Source organism: Streptococcus oralis subsp. dentisani, assembly GCF_002860905.1.
Classification (GTDB): domain Bacteria; phylum Bacillota; class Bacilli; order Lactobacillales; family Streptococcaceae; genus Streptococcus; species Streptococcus oralis_BA.
The window spans coordinates 348,805-369,659 of the sequence record NZ_PKIG01000002.1; the positions used below are offsets into that span (position 1 = coordinate 348,805).

The window sequence follows — 20,855 nt, forward strand, 5'->3', positions numbered from 1 at the left end:
TTTATAAATGTTACAAAGACCTTTATTATATTAGTGTATTATCTATAAAAAAGGTAGTATACCTTAATTATACTCTTTATTTACCGAAAAGTCTTAAAATTGAGTAGTGTTTTCATACTTTGTTTTATATATAAAATACCAAGCAGTAGTTTTGTAACTCCCTATTATTTTTTTGGATAAAATGTAACCTACCATGGAATTTCCACGTTAGGTGTTACTCATATCAATAATCGTTCTAAAAATGGTTTGATGCAGTTGAGGAGAATTCCTTCTATCCAGCTTTCTTGTGCTGAGGATAGATGTTCTGTCTGAAGGCTTTCTTTTAAAAAGTCTCGGACTTGTTCTGGTGCGATTTCAAATTCAAAGGCTTTCATTTTATAGAAAAAGTCGATGAGATGATCTGACAGATATTCAGTTGAAAAGGGAACTTCTCCACTTTTTCGATATTCTAATAAGAGCCTAGAAAATCGGGCTTTTTCTTCAGGAAGCTCACGAAAATAGGAATTGAGGAGCCAGGTCTGCTTCTGTTTTCTTTCAATTGGATCTTGACCGGCAATTCGTTGATCTTTTTCCAGCTCTTTTTGGTATTGTTTGGCCTTGATAGCCCGTTCTGTTCGATTTTTACCAAAAAGAATTTTCTCCCACTTGCGTTCTTCTTGGGTTAGGGTTTCTGTAAAGCCAAAGTAATCCTGATAGGCACGCTCTGCTGGTCCCATGGCTAGAACCAGATTGTCTGCATATTGTTTGGCGATTTTATCCCTCTTCTTGCGCTCTTTCTCTGCCTGGATTCGGAGTTCTTGTTCGTAGTCAATTTTCTCCTTTCCTAGCTTGACAAGATAGAGTTGGTCATCTGGTTTGCCAAGTAAAAAGGGTTTGATACACTTTTCAAGGACTTCTTCCATACGAGCCTTCTTCTTGGGTTCTGCCTTGGTCCAACTTCCTCCCTGAAAGACTTCTAAGAAGAGCTGGTAGTCTTTCTCAGGTGAGAACTGATTGCCACGATTGGGTTTAAAAACACCTTTTTCCCAGAGCCACTTTAGAAGTCGCTCGTCAAAGTCACTTTTATTGACCTTGATTTTTTCCTTTTTCTTAGCTTTTCTGGTTAGATGTTCGACCTTTCTGAGCAGTTTTTCTTCCTCTTCCAATTGCTGGTCAAGGGACAATCGATGAAAATGACGAACACAGTCGCTACCAATTGGAAAGAGGCGTTGCCCTGTGACACCGTTAAAGAGTTCATAAGCGTATTTGATGGCATTTCCACAGACACAATTGCTACGGCCGATACCGTTAAAAATCAAGGAAACTTCATTCCATTCCTTGGTAGCTTGTTCCCAAGTATCAGCTTTTGAAGCCTGTAAAACCGCATCGTGCAGGGATTTTCTAACTGGAAGTGTCATGAGGTCTCCTTTCTAGATTATACTTTTACAACTTGAACCTCGTCTTTACCGAGTAAAATCAAGTATTTTTCAATATTTTCAATCGAATAGGCTCGAGATAAAGCCTCTCCGTATAGGGCTAACTGACCGCGATAACGGTCTATGAGTTGACTTGGTTCATCATAGCGGTCTGTCTTATAGTCGAACAGAATAATCCTATCCTCATAAAGCAGATAGCCATCAAGGATACCACGCACAACAAAGTCTTCCTGACTCTTTTGGTCTCGTTTGAGCATGGAGAAAGGTTGCTCGCGATAAAGATAGTTGGTATTAGCGAGAATTTCCTGACCGAGTGCTGTGTCAAAGAATGCAAGAATTTTAGCAAGATTGATCTTGTCCCTAACAGCTGGTCTGGTTTGAACTTGTTTGAGAGTTTCTGTCAGGCTAGCAAGGGTTGGTTGCTGGCTGAGGTCCATTCTCTGCATGAGTTCGTGGGTAGCACTACCAATCTCAGCTCCTGTTACCTTTTCTTTGGTTGAAAAATCTGGCAAATCAAAGTTGATTTTCTTGTCTACTGACTGGCCTTGACCTGCAATCTCAACACCTTCCATATCCATAACTGGTTCGTAGAATTTCTTGATTTGACTTGGGGTTTGAACACTTGGCAATTCAATAGCTGCGCGGTGAAGAGTATTATAAACTTCCACTTCTTTCAGCATTTCAAGAGCTTCTTTAATGGTTTCTGACTGACGATTGTCTGCTTGGGAGCTATCTTGGAGAGGGCTCTTGGTTTCCAATTCTCCGACGCTTTCTCTAGTCAACTGATCTTCACCAACAAAACGATAGCTAAAGTTGAGACGATCCTTTGCAAACACTTTGCTGATAGCCCAAATCCAATCTTGGAAATTCTTGGCTTGGAGTCTAGTAGTACTATTTAGTTTTCCATTTTTAGCTGCTGGGTATTCCTTGGCTTCCAGCTTTTCACCAGAACCCTTGCCGACAAGATAGAGCTTTTTCTCAGCCCGTGTCATAGCAACATACAGTAGACGCATTTGCTCAGAATAGCTTGCCAGCTGCAGTTCTTCCTCATTTTGCCTATAGGTCAGGCTAGGAATAGAGAGTTTGATAGTTCTAGGGTAGTGGGCTTCCACTGCTCCTGTCTCCATTTTGGCAATATATTTGACACCAAGTCCATTTTTACGGCTGAGAATGACCTCTGACATAGAGTCTTGCTTGTTGAAATCTTGATCCATATTGAGAATAAAGACGTAAGGAAACTCCAGCCCTTTACTCTTGTGGATGGTCATGAGCTCTACTGCATCTTTTGGCGGTGCGACAGCCACGCTTGCCAAATCGTGCTGGGCTTCTAAAACTTGGTTAATCATGCCAATAAAACGAGACAAGCCCTTGAAATTGCTCTTTTCAAATTGATCAGCACGCAGTGCTAGGGCATAGATATTGGCCTGTCTAGCAGAACCATTTGGCAAAGCTCCAACATAATCGTAGTAAAAACGGTCGTTATAAATCTTCCAAATCAAGTCATAGAGGGAGTGGGTTTTGGCATACAAGCGCCAAGAATCAAGAATAGTCATGAATTGGTTTAGTTTCTCAGCTAGAGCTGTATGAATCAAATTTTTCAGGCTTGTTGCCTGTATTTGAGCATTGACCAGTTTTTCATAGAGATTTTCTTGGACTTTATCCTCTGCTTTCTGAAGGGACAAACGTGCTAACTCGTCCTCGTCAAAGATAAACATTGGAGACTTCATAAGGGCAACCAAGGCGTAGTCTTGCAGGGGATTGTGAATGACACGAAGGGTGTCTAGCATGACTTGCACTTCTAGGGACTGGAGATAATTATTTTGCTCTCCGTCAATTTTGACAGGAATTCCGTACTCAGACAGGGCGAGAAGAATCTGGTCATTACGACTGCGACTGGAGGTCAGAAGGGCAATTTCTTTAAAAGCAACACCTTTTTCCTGATGAAGTTTAAGGATTTCCTTGATAATCAAGCGCATCTCACCAGTTAGTTTCGTTTCTGTTTGACTCTCTTCTTCCTCACCTGTGTCATTCTTGTCATAGAGGAGCAATTCTGCCTTGTTGTCTGGATTGGGAGTCAGATTGGTATTGGCAAAAACAAGTTGGTGCATGTTATCATAGTTGATTTCGCCGACCTCTTGGTCCATAAGGCGTTCAAAAACATCATTGGTTGCTGACAGCACTTCTGAACTACTACGGAAATTTTCCTTCAGGAGAATCAGCTTGCCTTCTTGGGGATTTTGCGCATAGCGTTGGAATTTCTCATTGAAAATCTGCGGGTCTGCCTGACGGAAACGATAGATAGACTGCTTGATATCTCCCACCATAAAGCGATTATGACCATTCGACAGCAATTCCAACATCCGTTCTTGAATGTGGTTGGTATCCTGATACTCATCGACCATGACTTCATGGAAGCGCTCCTGATAAGCCTCACGGACTTGCGGGAATTTCTCTAAAATCTCAATGGTGTAATGGCTGATATCAGCGAATTCAAAGGCATTTTCCTGGCGCTTACGTTCACGATAAGCCTCCACAAAATCGCTCATAAATGTTTGGAAAGTCTTAGCTAGTTCCCAGGTCTCTCCATGATAACGTTCTTGATAGTCGAGAATGGTTATCTGGCCTGACAGTTGTCCTAGTTTAGCAAACTGGGTCTTTCTCTCTTCGTTATAGGCATCGGCCAGTGGCTTCAAATCAGCCTTACGGCTGGCATTAGTCAGAGCTCGACCGTTTTTCTCTTTTGAAATGGCGACAACACGCGCAAGCACCGCTTGATAATCCTGACTATCCGACTCTTGATTTAAGGAGCCAATTTCATCCAGAATAAACTGGACATTTTCTAGATAAGCAGCCTTTGGAAACTCCTTGGCATCATTATCCAGATGATAACGGAAGAAACTTTCCAAGTCCCAAAGAGCTTGCTGGATTTGTGTGGTCAGTTTTTCTTTTTCACTGGTAAAATCAGCTTTTTCAAAGCCTTTTAGGAAAGACTCACTTAACCATTTCTGAGGATTGCTGGTAGATTGGAGGAAGTCATAGATTTTATAGACCTGCTGGCGCAGACCACGTTCATCCTTGCCACGCCCTGCAAAATTTTTCAGCAGATGACTAAAGGACTCTTTTTGTTTACCTTGGTAATGCGCTTCAAAGACCTCATGGAAGACTTCGTTTTTGAGAATGAGTTGCTCGCTCTGGTTTTGTAAAATACGGAAATTAGGCGCAATATCAATCAGATAGCCATGTTTGCCAAGGAATTTTTGTGTAAAAGAGTCCATGGTTCCGATGGCAGCGTTGGGTAGGTCTGCCAACTGGCGACCTAAGTGTTGTTTGAGGTCAACATCACTACTTTTTTGAATTTGTTGGCTGATTTTTTTCTCCAAACGTTCCTTAAGCTCTGTAGCAGCCTTGACGGTAAAGGTCGAGATAAAGAGTTGAGAAATTTCGACACCACGCGCTAACTGGTCCAGAATACGCTCGGCCATGACAAAGGTTTTACCAGAACCAGCCGACGCTGAGACAAGGATATTCTGACCAGAAGTGTAGATGGCTTCAATTTGCTCAGCAGTTTTCTTTTGTTCCTTGCTCGAGTGCGCTTCTGCTTCTTGCAATTTTTGAATTTCCTCCTCAGTTAAAAAGGGAATGGGCTTCATCGATTCAACTCCTCTCTTATTTTTTCAAACCAAGCTTGCTTGAGTTTTTCTCCGACCAGACGCTTGCCATCAGTGATGTCTAACTTCTCTAGGAAACGGGCTTGACCCAAGTGATAATTGGCTTCAAATCCTGTGATGGCTTGGTGTTGCTGAACATATGGGGCAATACTTCTGCCATTTTCGGTATATGGATTGATGGCGAACTGACCTGCTAAAATCTTCTCAGCTGCTTTCTTGTAAAGATGGGCATTGTAGTCCAGTAGGAGCTGGAATTCCTCATCTGTCAGCTGATTAGCCTTGTTTTTATTGTAAAACTCGCCCAAATGACTACTTTCTTTTTCTAAAAAGAGGCCTTGGTATTTCATTGACTTGCTAGCTTCTACTACTGCACCTGCCAGACTTTTAACGGCCATCAAAGATTGGACAGGCTCAGCCATTTCCAAGTACATAGCGCCGAAAAAGTTCTCCTCCCCTTCTCTTTTTAAGGCAGCTAGATAAGTTGGCAACTGGGAATTAAGCCCATTAAAGAAATGAGGAAATTGGAACTGAGTCAGACTGGATTTGTAGTCTACCACTCCTATCGCCCCATCAGCTTTCAATCGGTCAATCCGGTCAACCTTACCTCGTACAAATACACTGCGACCATTGTCCAATTGAATAAAGGCTTGGTCTTTTCCGCCAAAATTCGCTTCCTCTTTGATGGTTTCGATGGCTGGATTATGACGAAGAATATGGCCAGTCGTCCGTGCAACATCAAGCAGAACTTCCTTGGTAAACTGGGCTTCCAAACTTTCTTGATAAATGGCTTCAAATTCGCGTTCTTGACTGGTTTCTTGGATAGCCTGTTCCAAACGTTGATCAAAGGAATCTTCGTTAGGCAACTGCAAGGCTCGTTCAAAAATACGGTGTAAGAAATTCCCGTGACTACGGGCATCTGGACGCAGGCGCAATTCTTCTTGCAAGCCTAAAACGTAGCGAAGAAAATAACTGTATTCATTGCGGTAAAACTCCGTCAAACCGGAGGTAGACAGGTAAAACTCCTGATCAGCAGGATAGAGAGCTTGTAAGGTGTCCTTTGCTAAGGGTTTACTGCTTGGGCTGGTTGGGAAGGCTGGATTTTCCAGACCTTGCTGGTCTAACTTTTTACCCATGACACGCGCCAGCACCTTGACAAAGGTCAAATCTTGCTCCCTATCACTCGTCTCGCCCTGCTGGTGATAGGCAACCAGACTGGACAAAAGACTGTGATAGGACCCCATATCTTCCTTAGACAGCCCTTTGTGATTCATCCTTTTTTCTTTCCGCCTAAATCCAAAATGGACTAGCTCTTGCAGATAGGCTGACTCCTTACTTTCACTTTCATTAAAAAGGCTTGGAGCCGACAAGACCAACTTCTTACGCGCAGAATTGACCAAGGAAAGCATGGTATAGCGATTTTTCTTGAGGTTTTCACTGCTGGCAATCAGCAATTGACTCCCCTCTTCAGTCATTTGGTTTAAATTTTGTCTTTCTTCATCTGTCAAAAGGCTGGTATTCTGCGCGATTTTTGGTAAATTGTCCTGAGTCAACCCAATGGCATAGACAAAGTCAGCAGTCAGTGGTGCAATCAAATCGTAACTCTGCACCAGAATAGTGTCTACTGTTGCTGGAATGATGCGATACTGAGATAGACTCATCCCAGAATGAAGCAAGGCTAGAAAGTCCTCTAGATTAACTTGCGAACCAGCAAAAACAGTCGCAAATTGTTCTAAAACATGACAGAAAGCCTTCCAAACTTCGGCTTGTCTTTCCTGTTCTACAGCTTCCATAGTGGCTGTCAAATCTTGCAACTGCTTGGTCACCGCTCCCTCTTTTAGAAAGCTATTCCATTTTTGTAGGAGGTTTTCAGCCTTTTGTTTTCGGCTAGCAAAAAGAGTCTCAAGAGGTGTTAAAACACGCAGACGAAGAGTATTTAAACGTTCCAGATTAAATTTTCCATGGTGTGATTTGGTAAAGGTTTGCTGAAAGGCTGGCAAGCCATTGATACCAAGATAGCGGATATATTGCTCAAAAGCATCAATATCAGCCTGACTAAGGTCGGTATACAAACCTGTTCTAAGAAGGTTTATCAAATCCTCCTGACGGAAACGATAGCGTTTCAAAGCTAAAATAGACTCGACAAATTGTGTCAAGGGATGATGAGCCATGGATTCGCTTCTACCAAGATAGAAAGGAATCTGATACTGGTCAAAAATCGTTTTTAGAGATAATTGATAAGAAGCTACATCACCCAAGAGAATACGAAAATGCTTGTAGCTCAGGTCTGAGTTCTTATGTAATTTCTGACGAATGCTACGGGCTACTAGCTCCAACTCCTCCTTTTGCGTCAAACAAGACCAGATTTGTAAGTTTTCACGGTCCTTATCATCAATTTCCAAGGAAAGTTCTGAAAAGTCATAGGACGATTCCAATAAACGAGAGGCCTTATCAAAACTATCCATCTGCTCATGAGTTTGAGAACAATCCAGAGCAGGAGTTTGGTATTTAGAGGCTAGATGATGGAGAAACTCCACACTGGCTTGGTAGAGATTACCCTCGCTAAAAGGGCTAGTATAGGCTTTCTTACTAGCATAGGCTCCAATGATAATCTCAACACCCTTGCCATGAAGTAGGTCCACAATTCGCTCTTCCTCAGCAGAAAAACGGGTAAATCCATCAATGACCAAGGCAATTTGAGTGAAATCACTACTTACCTTGTCATTCTCAATAGCCTCAATCAAATGGGACAACTGACTTCCCTGAGTCAACTGCCCCTGATTGAGATAAGCCGTTATCTTCTCAAAAATCAAGAGTAAGTCTGCCCTCTTGTCCTCATCCGTCAAACTCTCCAAGTCTAAAAAACTCATCTGAGCCTTGGTCATCTCGTGGTAAAGATCAATCAACTGCTGGATAAATTGAGGATCCTGCTTGATAGCACCATAAACACGTAAGTCCTTAGGATCAAGTTCTGCAATGCATTTGTAAAAGGCCATCCCAAGACCAATATCATCAAGACTGGTCTTGGCAGGCAAATCATTCAAGATCAGGTAACGAGCCATCTGTGCAAAGCGCGTGACGGTAATCGCAAAAGAAGCCTGCTGGGACAAGCATTCCAGCACGGCACGTTCCTTTTCAAAAGAAAGAGAGTTGGGAGCGATGTAGAAGACCCGCTTGCCAGCAGCAACTAGCTCTTCCGCCTCTCTGGTTAGAATTTCAGTCAAAGAAGTCCGAATATCAGTATAAAGTAATTTCATCTCTGCCTCGTTGGAATTTTTCATTACCTTTTATTATACCATGATTAGCCACCCAAGTCTGAAAATAATCAGTTCTTGCTCACCTGTTGAAAAGAAAATGCCGGAAAGTTCCGACATTGTTTTAGTAAGCTAACTTCCTGAAAATAGGAGTAACCAAACATCCCAGAAGGCAGTGATATTGATGAAAATATGAACTAGTATTGGATAATAGATATTTTTAGTCATACGATACAATAGCGCCAAAATAAGCCCTCCGCTAGCATAAATGAAAAAAGCAAGAGGAGTTAAAGCGAAATTGATATGAATATAACCGAAAATAATAGCAGAAAGCAAGACATCTCCGTACCAAGGCGAGTTTTTGAAAAAGGTTGTCATAAGCACACCGCGATAAATCAATTCCTCAGCAATAGGGCCGATGAAGCAAGCTATGAGCAAGAAATAGGGTAATTCCTGTCTCCCTATCATTTCTATCGTTTCATTCAAAGAAATTTGATTTGAAGACGAGGGTATGAAATAAGACAAGAGGAAGTCCGACATATACAAAATGATGTAGCCCAGTAAAAGGTAGATAAAGTACCTCAACTGCCACTTGAAATGAAAAGTCTTCTTTCCTGCAAAAACTAGTAGATAGATGACTGCTGACAAAAGAACACCACTTTCCAGCAAAAGCAGAATCTGAAAAAACTCACGATTTGCTGGTAGATAAGGCTTTGCGAGATGATTGAAAAGCCTCCAAAACCAAGTTGATTTGTAAAAAATTAAGGATAATGCTAGTAAAATCTGAATAATTCGTTTTTTCATATTAAATCCTCTGTTTTCCTTGGCTAGATTATTGAATAGAATGGTTTACTTAACTGTATAACAAGTTTAGTATAGAATATCTTTTCAAAATATACTCTTCAAATCATAAATTGTCATCAAAACATCCTAAACTGTAAAATCAATTACCCCCTAACCTTTTACCATTATCTTCTCTAACAAAGGAAGACCTATGATTAAGTTACCAACCTTTTATATATGTGGATTCCTCCTAAATGAAGCCAAAGCCCCTCAAAAAATCAGGTGGTTTATTTAGCCTGAACCTTACGGAGTGAGATAAATCATGACCACCCGTCAAACGGGTGGTTTGTTCCAGGGCTATAAGCCCAAATTACCAGCCAGCGCCTAAAGACGCTGGCTTTCACTTTGTTCAAGCCTTATTGCTCTTGACTCGTCACTTGCCTCTCAAAGAGGCTTTAGTATTACTTACCACTATCCCTAAAGGGATCCTCATATTCTTTTACACTTAATTTATCTAGTGCTATATCATGCTTTTCATGTACTTGAATATATTTCTTAATTGTGGCTTCATTAAGTCCTACTGTACTCACATAATAACCTTCCGCCCAGAAATGCCGATTCCCAAACTTATACTTGAGATTGGCGTGTTTGTCAAACATCATGAGTGCACTTTTTCCTTTTAAATAACCCATGAAACTCGAAACACTTATCCTCGGTGGAATACTTACTAACATGTGTACATGGTCTGGCATTAAGTGACCCTCGATAATTTCAACTCCTTTATAACTACACAAGCGATGAAATATTTCGCCTAAACTACTTCGATATTGATTATAGATGACTTTTCGTCTATACTTAGGGGTGAACACAATGTGATACTTACAGTGCCACTTTGTATGCGATAAACTATGAGCCTTTTGTGCCATATTTTTCTACTTTCGCTTTACAATTGGCTTGAACACCTTTATTGTATCGCGTTCGGAGTTTTTTTGGTATAACCTTCGACGCGCACCCGCATAGCGGGTGGTTTTTTTGTCTCGCACCTAACGGAGCGAGACGGACTAATAGTCACATAATAAAAGCCAGTATTGCTACTGACTCTTACATCATTTTAATTTAACAGGATAAATTTATGCTTCTGATTTCGTCATAACTGACTCACTACCTTTTTAACAAAGCAAGTAATTTTTCTGCTTCTGCCATGATACCATTATTATCCATGGTTTGGAGACTCAGATTATTTCGTAAACCAGCTAGGCTCTCTGTCACATTGTTTTTCAAGCTAGCATCCGTTACTTTATCAAGTAAAGCTTCTACTTCTTTGAGTTTGGCTTCTACTTTTTCAGTCTCTACTTGAGGGACTTCAGCTTCGTCTGTTGTATCGTTAGCAACTCCCTCTGTCTCGTCTTCATCAGTGCTCGGTTTATAAAGATTATCTACTGAAGGGTTTAAACCTGCGTGATTCTCTTTTTCATCAGATTCAGGGCGAGTTGGCTCACTTACTTCATCATGTTCCTTATCTTCATCAGGTTTACTGTCTTGGTCTGCCTTATTTTTACGAACATGGTCGCTGGCATTTCCCCAACCATTATCTGAGTGAGGGCGTTCATTTGGATGTTCAACATAATATTTTACAGTCGCAAAAAGATCCTCAAGGCTATAACCTTTAGGTGCCTCATATAGTCCTTCGTCAAACCAAGAAAATTTAATGTTATGGTAATGGTCGTAATGAGGTATAATTAAGCTACCATTTTTAACTTCAACAGTATGTTGGAGATTGTAAGGCATGTGATCAAGTGGAACCTTCTTAGCTGCCTTCACTTTATTATAGATTGCTTCTACTCCTTTAACCTCAGTATTTCCTGCCCCCTGATTATCTGTTGAAGGAGGCATCAAACCTTTCTCTTTAGCATAAGTCTGAGCTGCTGCTCTTTCAGCTTCAGACAAACTTTCTTTCTTAATCCAATGACTATGAGTCATATGTGGAGTTACATAGGCATCGCCTTCATCGCTAGTTATGTCACGAGGATCAAAGATATAGCCATCTTCTGTTGTATACTTACCTGCTAATTTCGCTAATTTAATTTCATCGTCCGTATAAGCAATTTGAGCATTTGGTTTGCCAAGTCGCTCTGGATGGGTAATTGGCGCTAGGAAGGTAAGAATATCATCAACTAACTTGACCTTATCACTTGAGACATCATTAAGACGTTCCAAAAGTGTATCCAAAGTTTCAAAATCAGCTTGGCGACCTTTATTAGAAATCAAATCTTTATGAACTCTTGCTAGTAAATCATAAACCTTGTTGTAAAATTCTTGCTCACTAGAAGGGATGGTACTTTTCTTAGCTCCTAACACATGAGACAAACTTTCTTGTTTGGCAAGTTTATTATCAATGGCTACAACAGTTTCTGCTGAAAGTTCCTTAGTAGAGATATAACGCGAGGTTCCATTATCTTCAAATACATAACCATCAGCTACCTTTCGAACAGCCTGTTTAACCAATTTTCCATCAATTGGTTTTCTTGGAGATGATTGAGGATTTGGTACAGGTTGTGGACTTGGTACTGGGGTAGTCTCTGGAGCAGGGATTAGATTTGGTCTTGATGGTAACCAATGACTTGAACTATAATGAAGTGGAATCATTCTTGCAATCTTCTGCTCTAGATCAGACATTTGTGAATAAGGGATAAAGTGATAATGATCTCCGTGTGGCACTGCAACACCATTCGCAGTTTTTCTTGTAATCTGAGCTGGATCAAAGACAAGTCCATCTGATTCCACGTGTCGTTGACTAAGAGGCAAGGCATAAAGTTGTTTCAAGAGACTAGATACGTCTTCACTCGGACTAGCTTGATAGCTATTATCCACTTGTGGGCTAACACTTGGAGTCCATCTTCTGGTATTTACCTCAACATTGCTTTGATTCGTTTGACCATATGAACTACTATTTGATGCCTCTGATGAGCTGCTAGAAGAATTTGTTGAAGGACGATACCCAACTGAGCTTGGTTGATTACCTTTTCCAGCTAGGAAGGCTCGAGCTGCAGCTAATTCACTGGCAGACAAGTCACTCTTAGGAATATAGTGGAAATGATTACCATGAGGAACGATATAAGCATCGCCCGTATCTTCGATGATATCAGATGCATTAAAGATATAACCATCATCTGTTGTATAACGACCTTGAGTTCTGGCAGCAACTACCGCTTTATCGTTAGATCCACCTCCGTGATTACTACTGTGTTCTTGCTTCTGACGAGTAATTTCTTCTTTTGTTCGAACATTATCAGCATGTGCTGCATCTTTCAGGTAAACATAGTATTTCCCGTCTACCTTAATCACATAGCCACCCTTGATTTCATTGACAATATCTGAATCCTTCAACTGATAATTCGGATCTTTCATCAGCAACTCTTCACTGATGATAGCGTCATAAGGAACCTTACCATTGTAATAATGATAGTGGTCCCCATGAGAAGTTACATAACCTTGATCCGTAATCTTGATGACGATTTGCTCAGCATTAATACCTTCTTTTTTACTGACTTCATCAGGTGTCAAATTTTCTGCCTTTTGGCCTGGTTGATTGCCATCAATGTATGAAACACGGTTATTTTCTTTTACAGTTTGGGGTTGATGCAAACCTAGTTCATAAGCACAGACACTTAAAACAAGTGCAGCTGCTGACCCAGCTAGATATTTCTTATTGATTTTCATTCTTTCCTCTTTTCTTAACTCTATTTGATTCACCATAAATGATGAACCGGTTAATTAACTAGTTAATAGTTTACTCTTTTTAGTACTGCTTGTCAAGAATTTTTCTTATATACATAATAAAAATGAAAGCCTCTTTATCGAGACTCTCATTTTTCATTAGTTTGTTTTTTCCTTATTCACAGGTGAAGGATTACCACCTTTTAACAAAGCAAGTAATTTTTCTGCTTCTGCCATGATACCATTATTATCCATGGTTTGCAGGCTCAAATTATTTCGTAAACCAGCTAGGGTTTCTGTCGCATTAGCTTTCAGACTAGCATCCGTTACTTTATCAAGTAAAGCCTCTACTTCTTTGAGTTTGGCTTCCACTTTTTCAGTCTCTACTTGAGGGACTTCCGGCTCAGCAGGTGTTTCCTCTACTGGCTCTTCATCTGCTTTGAAGTTCTTATTTGGATCTTCACTGTGGTCTTTCTTACCTAAGACATGCTCGCTGGCATTGCCCCATCCATCATTAGAATGTGGACGTTCGTCAGGATGTTCAACATAATACTTAATCGTCGCAAATAAGTCTTCCAAGGTATAGCCATTTGGAGCTTTGTATGAGTGATCATCAAACCAAGAAAATTTAATGTTATGGTAATGATCCTTATGAGGAATGATTAAATTACCATTTTTTATCTCAACTGTATGCTCTACCATGTATGGAAGTCGAACGAGTGGAATTCGTTTCTCACCTTTCACACGATTGTAAATGGCCGCTGCACTATCTCCAGTTGGATTTGCTTGAGCGTCTGCATCTGGAGACGGAGGTAGGATACCTTTTTCTTTAGTATAAGATTGAGCAGCTGCTTTTTCCTTATCAGAAAGACTGTCTTTTCCAATCCAGTGACTATGACCCATATGATGCGTTACATAGGCATCTCCTTCATCACTGATAATATCATGTTCGTCAAAAATGTAACCATCTGACGTTGTATACTTATCAGCTAATTGAGCAATACGAACTTCGACCTCAGTATATTCAATTTGAGAATTTGGTTTACCAAGTCGCTCTGGATGAGTAATTGGTGCTAGGAATGCCAATAAATCATCTACTAATTTTCCTTTATTAGAAGATTCATCATTCAAGCGTTCTGCTAATTTGTCTAAGGCTTGGAAATCAGAAGTACGACCCTTATTTTCAGACAAGGCTTTATGAGCCTCGGCCAATAAATTATATGCTTTATCATAAAATTCTTGGTCACGAGGAGCGACATTTTCTTTCTTCGCAACTAAAGCGTGTGTCTCTTGAGTTTTCTTAGACAAGAGATTTTCAATAGCATCAATCTTAGCCTTAGTCAGGTCTTTAGCTAGAACATAACGACTGACTCCCTTATCCTCGAAAATATAACCGTCGCCAACTTTTCTAACAACCTGGTTGACATCAAGTTCAGTCGGTTTATTTTCCACTGGTGCTTGAGGTTTGGTAGTAGGGGCTGGCTTCAGAGGAGTAAAACTTGGCAAGACACTGCCATTTTGTCCCTTAACAGCTATCATACGAGCCAATTTTTCTTCCAGCGGTGACATTTGTGAATAAGGGATAAAGTGATAATGGTCTCCGTGAGGCACTGCTACACCATTAGCTGTACGTTTGATAATTTGTGCCGGATCAAAGACGAGTCCATCAGATTCTACATGTCGTTCTGATAAAGGTTTGGCATACAATTCACTTAAAAGTGTTGAAATGTCTTCCCCTTGATTTTGATGATAAGTTGGGGTGACAGTCAGGTTTGGAGTCTCTGGCAAACTTGGTTGGGCTGGTTTAGTATTATCACTACTTGGTTTACTTGAACTTGTAGAAGAATGTGAGCCCTGCTTCCCATTCCAATAAGCTTGGGCAGCAGCCAATTCACTGGCAGACAAATCACTCTTAGGAATATAGTGGAAGTGATTGCCATGAGGAACGATATAAGCATCACCCGTGTCCTCAATGATATCAGATGCATTGAAGATATACCCATCATCCGTTGTATAGCGTCCTTGAGCTCTGGCTGCAGCAACAGCATTATCTGTGCTTGCATTATGATTATGACTATGTTCCTGCTTCTGACGTTTAATCTCTTCTTTTGTCCGAATATTATCCGCGTGGGCAGCATCCTTAAGGTAAACATAGTATTTCCCGTCTACCTTAATCACATAGCCACCCTTGATTTCATTGACAATGTCTGAATCCTTCAATTGATAATTCGGATCTTTCATCAGCAGTTCTTCACTGATGATGGCATCATAAGGAACCTTGCCATTATAGTAATGATAATGGTCTCCATGAGAGGTCACATAACCTTGATCCGTAATCTTGATAACAATTTGTTCAGCGTTGATTCCCTCTCTCTTACTAACTTCATCTGGTGTCAAGTTCTCTGCCTTTTGACCAGCCTGGTCACCGTCTATATAAGCAACTCGATTAGAATCTTTCTTAACTTGACCAGCTTGATACCGACCAAGCTCATAGGAGCAAACACTTAGGGCAAGGACTGCCACCGAACCCGCCACATATTTTTTATTGATTTTCATTCTTTCCTCATTTCAATTCTTCTGCAAGAACACTCATATTTTCTTCCAGGTTTTCTAAATAAGTCTTGTCATTTTGTGGGTCTGCCTCTAAAGGATTCAGAGTTTTAAGACCCACACCTGTTGATTTGACAAGACTTTCAGCTACTTTCGAAGAAGCATTACTTTCTGTAAAAATCGTCTTAACCTTATAGGTTTTAACAAATTCCTGAATTTCTGTTAGTTGTCGTGGACTTGGTTCTTGTTCAGGAGAGATACCTGCAATACCAAGTTGATTAAGTCCAAATCTCTTCGCTAGATAAGAAAAGGCTGTATGTTGTGTTACAAATGTTTTCTGAGTCGCTTTTTCAAATTTAGGCTGGAATTTCTTAGTCAGTTCTTGAGCTTTTTTGATAAAGGCTTGCGCATTTTTCTGGTAAGTTTCTTTATGCTCACTATCCACCTCTGAAAGTTTATCAGCGATAATCTGGGCTTCTTCGCCAGCTTTTTCAGGATCGAGCCAAGTATGAGGATCATAGAGCGTTTTTTCATCAACTCCATCCCCTGCTTCCACATCTTCTAGCCCTGGGACGCGGTCTAAAGTCATTCCCTCTGAAGCCTCTAAAACCTTAACTTTAGATTTTTTTAGATTGGGATCTAAGCTCCCTGCCCAAGATTCGAGCGTATGAGAATGGTAAACAAAGACATCTGCATCATAGATGGCCGCGATGTCATTTGCCGAAGGTTCAAAGGAATGAATCCCACTACTTGACTGAATCATTCGAACATCATTCAAGTCACCAGATACTTCCTTTACCATAGCGTAGATAGGATAAAAACTGGTCACAATCTTCATCCCTTTACCTGTCTGACTTTCCTTTTGACCACAAGCACCTAAACACAAAAGAAAGACACTTAACAATACTAAAAATAAACTTTGTTTTTTCATGGATAACCCCTTAACTATTTAATTAACTGGTAAACATTCTACTCCTAAAAATTTAATCTGTCAAGTTATTTTTAGAAAAAATTTGAAATTTCTTTCACATATAAAAATCTGCTAAGTTTCAACAACTCAACAGATTCTCACTTTATATACTCAATGAAAATCAAAGAGCAAATTAGGAAGCTAGCCGCAGGCTGCTCAAAACACTGTTTTGAGGTTGTAGATGAAACTGACGAAGTCAGTAACCATACATACGGCAAGGCGAAGCTGACGTGGTTTGAAGAGATTTTCGAAAAGTATTATTCTTCTATGGTAGAATGCTTATAACCATAAGTGAAGTAAATAATACTTCCTACTAACAACGCAACTAGGAAAGCAATCCAAGTTTCCACATTATACTGCAACATGAAGGACAAACAAATGATGATTGATAAAATTGGTAATAATGGTACCAGTGGTGTTTTAAATTCTCCAGCTTTGGGCATCCCCTTTTCTCTCCGTAAGCGAATCAAACCATAAGCCAACATGATCAGGTAAGACAAGGTACAAATATTTAAGAAGGCTGCGATACTAGCAAGAGGGAACATTCCTGCTGCTACTGCTGAAGCTAGACCTGTCAAGATAGTAGCATTCTTTGGTACCTTGCTAGTCTTCGTCAGTTCTTTGAAGGCAGCAGGCATCAATCCGTCACGCGCTAAACTGTAAATCATACGTGATAGGGCATAAGTCATCGAGATACAAACTGTAATCAAGGTCAAGATAGCAACTAATGACACATAGTTGGCTGCCCAACTGATCCCAACGCTACGAAGGGCAAAGGCAACGGCATCGTCGACATTTAGATGGCTATAATGGACCACACCAGTTAAGACAAGCGTCACCAAGGCATAGAGAATAGTTACGATAGAAAGCGATAAGACAATCCCTCTAGGAATATTTTTTTGAGGAGTCTTGACCTCATCTACAGCCATAGAGATGGATTCAAATCCCAAAAAACCGAAGAACATCAAGGACGCACCAGCCATAATACCAGTACTAGCACCATAGATTTGTCCAAAACCATAAGGAGCAAAATTGCTCCAGTTGTCAAGTTTAATATACCAAATTCCTACTAAAACAAAGAGAGCTAAAGCGGAAAATTTCAAAATTACTAGAATAGAATTAAAGCGTAAGGCAGCCTTGGCATTAAGTAAAACAAGCGAGGTAACTAAAACTAAGACAAGAATAGGCAATAAATCAACAAATGTTCCTGCTTGAGGATTAAAGGTACCATTTAAAGCCTGAGGAAGGGCTATCCCATATTGAGAAAGCAAGCCTTTAAAATAAGCTGCCCAACCCGAAGCCACACCAGATATGGCTGTCATGAACTCCATCATGGTTAACCAACCAGCCAACCAGGCTGGGAATTCTCCTAAAATAGCATAGAGATAACTGTAGGCACCACCTGTAGCAGGTACTCGTGAAGCAAATTCTGCAAAAAAGAGGGCTGATAATCCTACACACAAGGCAGAAATGACGATTGAAATCACTAGGGCTGGACCAGCAAGCGTTGCAGCTGCAGTACCTGTGATTGTAAAAACACCAGTTCCTACCATGGCTCCGATACCCAGCAAAATCAAATCCCATAATTTCAAATGCCTGTGCATCTCCGTTTTATCTAAACTAACATTTTTTGTTCTAAATATATTCATCTTTGACTCCAAAATAAAATGATGATTCTATTTTACCATAAATATAGGAGATTTGTGAATATTTATAAAACATTTTTCTGAAAAAATCTGACTACCTTGTTGTAATAGCTTATACTCAATGAAAATCAAAGAGCAAACTAGGAAACTAGCCACAGGCTGTACTTGAGTACGGCAAGGCGACGTTGACGTGGTTTGAATTTGATTTTCGAAGAGTATTAAGAACCAAAACTCTTGAAGAAGTTGACAATGGCTTGCCAGAGGGAGCTTAGGAAATTACCGCCGTCCTCTAGCGCCTTATCAGCATCAAAGTTAAGGTTGATATTTTTAAAACTGTCGCCAGCTTGTGATACAATGCTTTGTTTAAGGTCATTCAGGGTTTTAGTGAAGTCTGCATTGCTGAGGATATCACTCTTTGAGAGATTCAAAGCAAAATTGATGATCATATTGATTTGGTTTCCTGTTATAACCTGATCGAGTTTGTAATTTTTCAAGGTATCTTCAACAATCTTGCGGACATCTTCTTCTGTCAGATTTCCCTTGCTTTCTTTAGCTTTGGCGAGTCCTGACTTGATATCGGCTAGGGCAACGTTTAATTTATTAGCATCATAGCCTGATTTGTCCTTATTTTCAGCATTGATATCTGACAAAGCCTTTAGCTCTTCTTGAGCCAAATCTTTGTTGGCTTGCGGCACCTTGGCTCCATTAGCTTCTAGCGAATAATAAATCCCTGCTAAAGCACTTTCTCCTGTAACGGGAATAGGTGCTGCTACAGTGATTTTGGCGTGTTCCACACCCAAAGTTACGGCTGCATTTCGGTACATATCCTGAGTTACCTTGGTGATATTTTCAGGTGTTTCAATCTTGACCTCAAGTGGCGATTTGTCCCCTAGCTTTTGAATCTTGGCTGATGAATACAATTGTAAGCTAGAGTCATTGGCCACATTCATAATCTTAGAATAGACATCAGGTGTCATGGTCTTGAGTTCGTTGGTGTCTGTTGAGGCATTGTAGCCTAATTTCTTAAGAGTTTGATTTTTTTGGTCTTCAGACAATGATGATCCTAGGAGATATTCAGGTTGGACATAGGTTTCATCGATGACTTTTTGAACATCAGTTGCTGCATGGACACTATTCATAGCTGTTACTGCCCACAAGACCGCAGCACTAGTCAGAAAGAGTTTCTTTCTCATAGGGAATTCCCTCCTTTACCTTTCTAGAGTAATATATCTATCTTAAAGAAAACTTATAACAAAAACACCTGGGCTAGCCAGATGTTGAAAAGAGAGTGAAACATTTGATGATGTAAAGGTTGAGTTGCACCTGCCTAGAATAATAATAGTTTCCTCCATTTACATAGAGCTCTGCACCGTGAAAAATGGAAATGGGGTGAATATAACTATAAGTCTTTCCAGTGGTATTACCAAGCAAGGGAGCAACAGTCTCACGAGAATACTGTTTAGCCAGTGCCAAGGTGTTTTTCTTACCATTTTGGGCGATAAAATCGATATAGGCAGGTCCAAAATTATAGGCTTGAACAGCTGTCCAGACATCTACCCCCTTCTTCTGGGCCAGATAGAGATTGTCTGTCAGAGTTTGAACGCCTTGCCGAATGCTAGAGGCATTATCATTGATGGTATTGGTTGAACCACTGGCAGACTCACTAGACTGCATAACATCGCCTTCTTTTCCTTTTGTTTCGGTATAAATCATAGCGAGCACAAGCTCTTCGTTTGCTGGGGTGTCTTTTTCACTCAAGATTTCTCGCACCATGGGTTGATAGGTCATGACTTGCTTGACATCTTGATGAACACGGTAAGCTTTATATCCAGCAAAAAGGAAGACTGCTAGTACAAGCACTCTTCGAATTCGTTTAAACATTATTTACTTTGGATATCCTCGATATTTTTGATTAAGATAGAGTAGGTTCCATTATCATTTTGGATAAACTCAACAGACTCGGCGTCTTGATAGACGTTATTGGGAACGATGAGCTCAATTCCATTTGACAAGGAAAGTTTTTGGTTTTCAAATTTTTTAAGCTGACGACTGGCATCAATTTCATCAAATTGAACAGGTTCTGGTACAACATCTTTGACTTGATCAATAAAGCTTAATCGAGCTGTCAGATTGTTGTCAAAAAGGTCGTTGGCCAATTTTTCAGGTGACAATTCATTGCTTTCTTCTAGGTTGTTGAAAATGGCTGATTTGACCTTAGATTGAAATTGAAAATCATCTGTATTAAAAGATTCAGCAATTCTCTGGGCTGTTTTTTCCAGTTCCTTGATGGATTTCTTAGGAGAAATTTTAGGAGCGACAGCAAGAAGATTATCTGAAAAATAGTTCAAAAAAGTCCCGTTGTACTTGATTCGTTTTTCAATCAGATGGTACTTGCGACTCTGAAGATTGACCACCAAGGCCTCATCAGCTCCTGTTCCAAATCCAGGCAGGTTATTCTGAGTCAGCTTGATTGGATTATCAACTTCTCCTCCGAGGTGAGTCAAGGTCTCACGCAGGGCAATTCGCAAGAAAGCGAAATGTTCTACGCCTTCTTTAGAAAATTGCACAAAAATCAAGTCATTGGTCTTGAGGTTTTCAGAAATACTGAACTCTTCTTTCCAGAGATTAGCCAGTGTTACTGATGTCTCCAACAAATCGTCTGTGATGTGATTGAAGAAGGGATTTTCTTCCTCGAAAATCCCAGTCTTGGCTTCATCTGAATACACACGTTCAATTTTTTTCCGCAGGTATTCTTCGATTTTTGGAGTAATATTGAGAAACTTATCCGCTAGGAACAGCTCGGTATCATCCGGACTGAACTGGTGAATAATGGCTTTCTTAATATAAATGTCCAT

General features: G+C 40.3%; 12 protein-coding genes. All 12 read right to left on the reverse strand.

The window, feature by feature from the left end:
• Positions 1-218: 218 nt before the first annotated feature.
• Positions 219-1,397, reverse strand: a complete 1,179-nt coding sequence (locus tag CYK16_RS04705; RefSeq protein ID WP_101776729.1) for a hypothetical protein — start codon at positions 1,395-1,397, stop codon at positions 219-221.
• Between the two features lie 17 nt (positions 1,398-1,414).
• On the reverse strand, positions 1,415-5,065 hold the full coding sequence (gene addA, locus CYK16_RS04710; RefSeq protein WP_060805450.1) for a helicase-exonuclease AddAB subunit AddA: 3,651 nt from the start codon (positions 5,063-5,065) through the stop codon (positions 1,415-1,417).
• On the reverse strand, positions 5,062-8,337 hold the full coding sequence (rexB, locus tag CYK16_RS04715; protein ID WP_101776730.1) for an ATP-dependent nuclease subunit B: 3,276 nt from the start codon (positions 8,335-8,337) through the stop codon (positions 5,062-5,064). The genes addA and rexB overlap by 4 nt, the downstream gene beginning before the upstream one ends.
• Before the next feature lie 129 nt (positions 8,338-8,466).
• The gene (locus CYK16_RS04720) at positions 8,467-9,138 is read right to left on the reverse strand and encodes a CPBP family intramembrane glutamic endopeptidase (protein WP_060805451.1); all 672 of its coding nucleotides are present in this window, start codon (positions 9,136-9,138) and stop codon (positions 8,467-8,469) included.
• A 440-nt stretch (positions 9,139-9,578) separates the two neighbouring features.
• On the reverse strand, positions 9,579-10,043 hold the full coding sequence (tnpA, locus tag CYK16_RS04725) for an IS200/IS605 family transposase (RefSeq protein ID WP_060805616.1): 465 nt from the start codon (positions 10,041-10,043) through the stop codon (positions 9,579-9,581).
• A 235-nt stretch (positions 10,044-10,278) separates the two neighbouring features.
• Complete coding sequence (locus tag CYK16_RS04730; RefSeq protein WP_060805446.1) at positions 10,279-12,837, reverse strand: pneumococcal-type histidine triad protein; 2,559 nt, start codon at positions 12,835-12,837, stop codon at positions 10,279-10,281.
• 156 nt (positions 12,838-12,993) lie between these two features.
• Positions 12,994-15,390, reverse strand: a complete 2,397-nt coding sequence (locus CYK16_RS04735; RefSeq protein WP_060805445.1) for a pneumococcal-type histidine triad protein — start codon at positions 15,388-15,390, stop codon at positions 12,994-12,996.
• A 7-nt stretch (positions 15,391-15,397) separates the two neighbouring features.
• Complete coding sequence (gene adcAII / locus CYK16_RS04740; protein WP_060805444.1) at positions 15,398-16,315, reverse strand: zinc-binding lipoprotein AdcAII; 918 nt, start codon at positions 16,313-16,315, stop codon at positions 15,398-15,400.
• 296 nt (positions 16,316-16,611) lie between these two features.
• Entirely contained in the window at positions 16,612-18,003 is a 1,392-nt protein-coding gene (locus CYK16_RS04745) for an APC family permease (RefSeq protein ID WP_060805442.1), read from the reverse strand.
• 215 nt (positions 18,004-18,218) lie between these two features.
• Entirely contained in the window at positions 18,219-19,193 is a 975-nt protein-coding gene (locus tag CYK16_RS04755) for a DUF1002 domain-containing protein (protein ID WP_060805441.1), read from the reverse strand.
• Between the two features lie 73 nt (positions 19,194-19,266).
• Positions 19,267-19,881 carry a cell wall hydrolase Pmp23 gene (gene pmp23 / locus CYK16_RS04760; RefSeq protein WP_060805440.1) on the reverse strand — a complete coding sequence of 205 codons (615 nt, stop codon included), beginning with the start codon at positions 19,879-19,881 and terminating at the stop codon, positions 19,267-19,269.
• Complete coding sequence (locus CYK16_RS04765; protein WP_060805439.1) at positions 19,881-20,855, reverse strand: nucleoid-associated protein; 975 nt, start codon at positions 20,853-20,855, stop codon at positions 19,881-19,883. The genes pmp23 and CYK16_RS04765 overlap by 1 nt, the downstream gene beginning before the upstream one ends.

Coding starts and splice junctions, on each gene's coding strand:
- rexB (WP_101776730.1), bottom strand. CDS start 8,337: ATGAAATTACTTTATACTGATATTCGGACTTCTTTGACTGAAATTCTA.
- CYK16_RS04735 (WP_060805445.1), bottom strand. CDS start 15,390: ATGAAAATCAATAAAAAATATGTGGCGGGTTCGGTGGCAGTCCTTGCC.
- addA (WP_060805450.1), bottom strand. CDS start 5,065: ATGAAGCCCATTCCCTTTTTAACTGAGGAGGAAATTCAAAAATTGCAA.
- CYK16_RS04730 (WP_060805446.1), bottom strand. CDS start 12,837: ATGAAAATCAATAAGAAATATCTAGCTGGGTCAGCAGCTGCACTTGTT.
- pmp23 (WP_060805440.1), bottom strand. CDS start 19,881: ATGTTTAAACGAATTCGAAGAGTGCTTGTACTAGCAGTCTTCCTTTTT.
- adcAII (WP_060805444.1), bottom strand. CDS start 16,315: ATGAAAAAACAAAGTTTATTTTTAGTATTGTTAAGTGTCTTTCTTTTG.
- CYK16_RS04745 (WP_060805442.1), bottom strand. CDS start 18,003: ATGAATATATTTAGAACAAAAAATGTTAGTTTAGATAAAACGGAGATG.
- CYK16_RS04755 (WP_060805441.1), bottom strand. CDS start 19,193: ATGAGAAAGAAACTCTTTCTGACTAGTGCTGCGGTCTTGTGGGCAGTA.
- CYK16_RS04765 (WP_060805439.1), bottom strand. CDS start 20,855: ATGGACATTTATATTAAGAAAGCCATTATTCACCAGTTCAGTCCGGAT.
- CYK16_RS04705 (WP_101776729.1), bottom strand. CDS start 1,397: ATGACACTTCCAGTTAGAAAATCCCTGCACGATGCGGTTTTACAGGCT.
- CYK16_RS04720 (WP_060805451.1), bottom strand. CDS start 9,138: ATGAAAAAACGAATTATTCAGATTTTACTAGCATTATCCTTAATTTTT.
- tnpA (WP_060805616.1), bottom strand. CDS start 10,043: ATGGCACAAAAGGCTCATAGTTTATCGCATACAAAGTGGCACTGTAAG.